Origin of the sequence: Streptomyces sp. NPDC059456, assembly GCF_042750055.1 — a bacterium.
GTDB lineage: Bacteria > Actinomycetota > Actinomycetes > Streptomycetales > Streptomycetaceae > Streptomyces.
In genome coordinates this window covers 1-3,222 of record NZ_JBHYVA010000843.1, presented here as the reverse complement: position 1 = coordinate 3,222, position 3,222 = coordinate 1, and the positions used below count along the sequence as shown (strand labels likewise).

Sequence of the window (3,222 nt, the reverse complement as noted above, 5' to 3'; positions counted from 1 at the left end):
AAGTGTTTGTATCTCTTGGGGTTTCGTGCGCTCGGTGTTGTGTATAAGAGAGAGCCCGCCGCCCGTACGCGATCTCCACACCGCCGAGCCGGCCGAGCTCGGCGAGCAGGGCGTCGATCAAGTACGGCCGGGATATGAGGAGTTCGGGGCGGCCCGCCTTGCGCTCGATCCGTTCGAGCGGCAGCGCGGCCAGCACGGTGCCGTCGGGACGGCGGATCCGGGCGCCCCGGTACGGGACGGCGCGCGCCCGCAGGGCCTCCCCGAGGCCGAGCCGGTCGAGCGCCGCCTGGGCGGTGGGATGGATCCCGAAGGCCGTCCCGTACCGCTCGGGCGCGGTCCGCCGCTCCAGGACGGACACCTCCCAGCCCGCGCGGCGCAGCCCCACGGCGGCGGCGAGCCCGCCGACCCCCGCCCCCACCACGACGGCCGTCCCCGCAGCGCTCGTGCCGTTCCGCATGGCGTACCTCCTCGACCCGTGCCACCACGCGGTCGCGCCACCGGGCGACCGCGCCCTGACTACCACACCTGTGGTACCACGGATGTGGTTAGGGTGGCAACGTGAACCAGGACCGGAGGGACCGGCTGCGCGACGCGGCCGTCACCGTGCTGGCGGAAGCGGGCGGCCGCGGGCTGACGCACCGGGCCGTCGACACGGCCGCCGCCGTACCGCAGGGCACGGCCAAGAACTACTTCCCGACCCGCGACGCACTCCTGCGGGCCGCGGCCGAGCGCTGCCTGGAGCAGTACCGGGCCGTGGCCGCCGACCTCGCCGGAGCGGGGCCCGGGCCCGCCGACCGGACCGCACTGGCAGCCCTGATCGCCGGACTGCTGCGCGACGTGGCCGGGCCCGGCCGGCCGCGCGTACTCGCCTACCTGGAACTCCAGACCGAGGCCGCGCGGCGGCCGTGGCTGGCCGCACTGCTCGACCCGATCGGCGCGTCGGACTTCGCGGCGTACGAACGGCTGCTGCGCGCGGCCGGCCTGCCGGCCGGACCGGAGCGGGCCCGCACCCTCACGCTCGCCCTGCACGGCGCGCTCCCCCACCTGCTGGCCGGGGCGCCGGACACCCTCGCCGCCGCCGGACTCGACGACCTGGAGGGCTTCGCACGCGGTGTACTGGCCTGCGCATGCCCCGAACCGCCCGAGGAGGAAACGTGATCACTCGACTCGACCGCGCCGTGGGCGCCGTCCTGGGCTCGGCCGTGGGCGACGCGCTCGGGGCGCCCTACGAGTTCGGGCCCGCCGGGGAGCTGACGGCACGCGGCGAGGAGATGCGCGGGGGCGGCGGCTGGGATCCGGGCGAGGCCACCGACGACACGCAGATGGCCGTCCTGGTGGGCGAGTCCCTGCTGGAGCACGGCGGCCTCGAACTCCCCGACGTCTTCGCCCGGTTCCGGCGCTGGGCGGCCGCCGAACCCAAGGACATCGGGCTCCAGACCGAGTACGTGCTGACCAGCGGCGAGGCCTGGGACCTGGCCGCCGCCCTGCACTTCCAGATCCACGCGCGGGCGGCGGGCAACGGTTCCCTGATGCGGGCCTCCACCGCCGCGGTGTACTTCGCCGCCGACGGACGGGAGGCGACCATGGACGCCGCCCGGCGGATCGCCGCACTGACGCACGGCGACCGGGCGGCGTGGGAGGGCACGGCCGTACTGCACGAGCTCGTACGGGTGACGCTCGACGGGGACGACCCGCTGGCCGCCCTCCCCGGGGTGCTCGGCGCGGTGCACCCGGACCACCGCGAGCGGTACCGGGTCGTCCTCGGCCCCGACTGGCATCCGTCGCAGGCCACCGAGTTCAACGGGGCCGTGTGGCCCTGCCTGGGCTCCGCGGTGTGGGCCCTGCGGACGACCACCGGCTTCGCCGGAGCCGTACGGGCCGCCGTGGACCTCGGCGGCGACACCGACACGGTGGCCGCGGTCACCGGCACCCTGGCCGGCGCCCGCTACGGCCGGGCGGCGATCCCGCCGGAGTGGACCGCCGCGCTGCACGTGCCGCTGCCCGGATACGGCGGCCGGGTGCTGGACGCGGACGCGCTGGGCGCGCTCGCCCGGTCCCTGGCGGAACGGACGTAGCGACCGGGGCCCGGCGGGACCATCACCCGACGGCCGCGCCCTCGCCCGCGAGCCGCCGCCCTTCGGCGTAGCCGAGCGCGGCGGCGGGGAGCGCGCCCTCCTGGCCGCTGAGCAGGACGGTCAGGGTCCCGGTACGGGGCAGGCCCGGCTCGGGGAGGGCGCCGAGACGGCGCAGCGCCTGTACGGCGACGGGCTCGGCGGAGCCGTGGAAGCGCAGGTCGGCGCCGCCGGTCCGCTCGGCCAGGGCGGCCCGGATGGGCGCGTCGACGAGCTCGTAGTGCGTGCAGCCGAGGACGACGTCGGTGACATCGGCCGGGGTCAGCGCGGCAGCCGCGGCGACGGCCGCCGCGACGGCGGCGTCGTCCCCCGCCTCGACGGCGTCGGCGAGCCCCGGACAGGGCACCTCGGTGACCCGGACCCCGGCGGCGAAGTCACGGATCAGCCCGCGCTGGTAGGGGCTCCCGGTGGTCGCGGGGGTGGCCCAGATGGCGACGCGCCCGCCCGCGGCGGCGGCGGGCTTGATCGCGGGAACGGTCCCGATCACCGGAATCCCGGGTTCGAGCTCGGCCCGGAGCGTGGGCAGGGCATGCACGCTGGCGGTGTTGCAGGCCACGATCAGCGCGTCCGGCCGGTACCCGGCGGCGGCCCGGGCCACACCGAGGGCACGCCCGGTCAGGTCCTCGGGGGTACGCGGCCCCCAGGGCATGCCGACGGGGTCGGAGGAGAGGACCAGATCGACGTCGGGCCGCAGCCGCCGCATCGCGGCAGCCGCCGCGAGCAGGCCGATTCCGGAGTCCATGAGGGCGATCTTCACCTGGTCACCTTAATCGACGCCCCGCCGGAAAACCCCAAACGGAAGCCCACGGGGGCCGGAACACTGCCGTTCCACCGGCACCCCCGAAGCCCACCGCCCGGGCGGCGGGAACCCCCGCAAACCCACAAACCCGCTGGCAGCCCACCCCACGGAGCCCCCGCACCGGAAAGCCCCGGGGGCACACCGGCCGATCGAGAACCGGCCAGGGGGTGGGGGTGGGGGTGGCGAGGCTGGTCGGGGTCGGCGGGGGGTGAGGCGGGATTCCGGGGGCGGGGTCCGGGTGGGGCGGTGTCGGAGTGGGTCCGGGGGCGTCCCGCCAGTCCACTGTCCTTC

At 76.6% G+C, this 3,222-nt stretch carries 4 protein-coding genes; 2 read left to right on the top strand and 2 right to left on the bottom strand.

Translation table 11 applies throughout. The annotated features are described in order from the left end of the window. Nucleotides 1-457, bottom strand: a 457-nt coding sequence (locus tag ACFXA3_RS39410; RefSeq protein WP_385195716.1) for an FAD-dependent oxidoreductase, incomplete at its 3' end; no start/stop codon positions are given. 101 nt (nucleotides 458-558) lie between these two features. Here ACFXA3_RS39410 and ACFXA3_RS39405 point away from each other — a divergent pair. Then, nucleotides 559-1,158, top strand: a complete 600-nt coding sequence (locus ACFXA3_RS39405; RefSeq protein WP_385195713.1) for a TetR/AcrR family transcriptional regulator — start codon at nucleotides 559-561, stop codon at nucleotides 1,156-1,158. Further along, nucleotides 1,128-2,075 (top strand): ADP-ribosylglycohydrolase family protein, encoded by a 948-nt coding sequence (locus tag ACFXA3_RS39400; protein ID WP_385195712.1) that lies wholly within the window; start codon nucleotides 1,128-1,130, stop codon nucleotides 2,073-2,075. The genes ACFXA3_RS39405 and ACFXA3_RS39400 overlap by 31 nt, the downstream gene beginning before the upstream one ends. 22 nt (nucleotides 2,076-2,097) lie before the next feature. Here the strand turns inward: ACFXA3_RS39400 and ACFXA3_RS39395 are convergent, their stop codons facing one another. Further along, on the bottom strand, nucleotides 2,098-2,889 hold the full coding sequence (locus ACFXA3_RS39395; RefSeq protein WP_385195710.1) for a glutamate racemase: 792 nt from the start codon (nucleotides 2,887-2,889) through the stop codon (nucleotides 2,098-2,100). Nucleotides 2,890-3,222: the final 333 nt, after the last annotated feature.

Coding starts and splice junctions, on each gene's coding strand:
- ACFXA3_RS39400 (WP_385195712.1), top strand. CDS start 1,128: ATGCCCCGAACCGCCCGAGGAGGAAACGTGATCACTCGACTCGACCGC.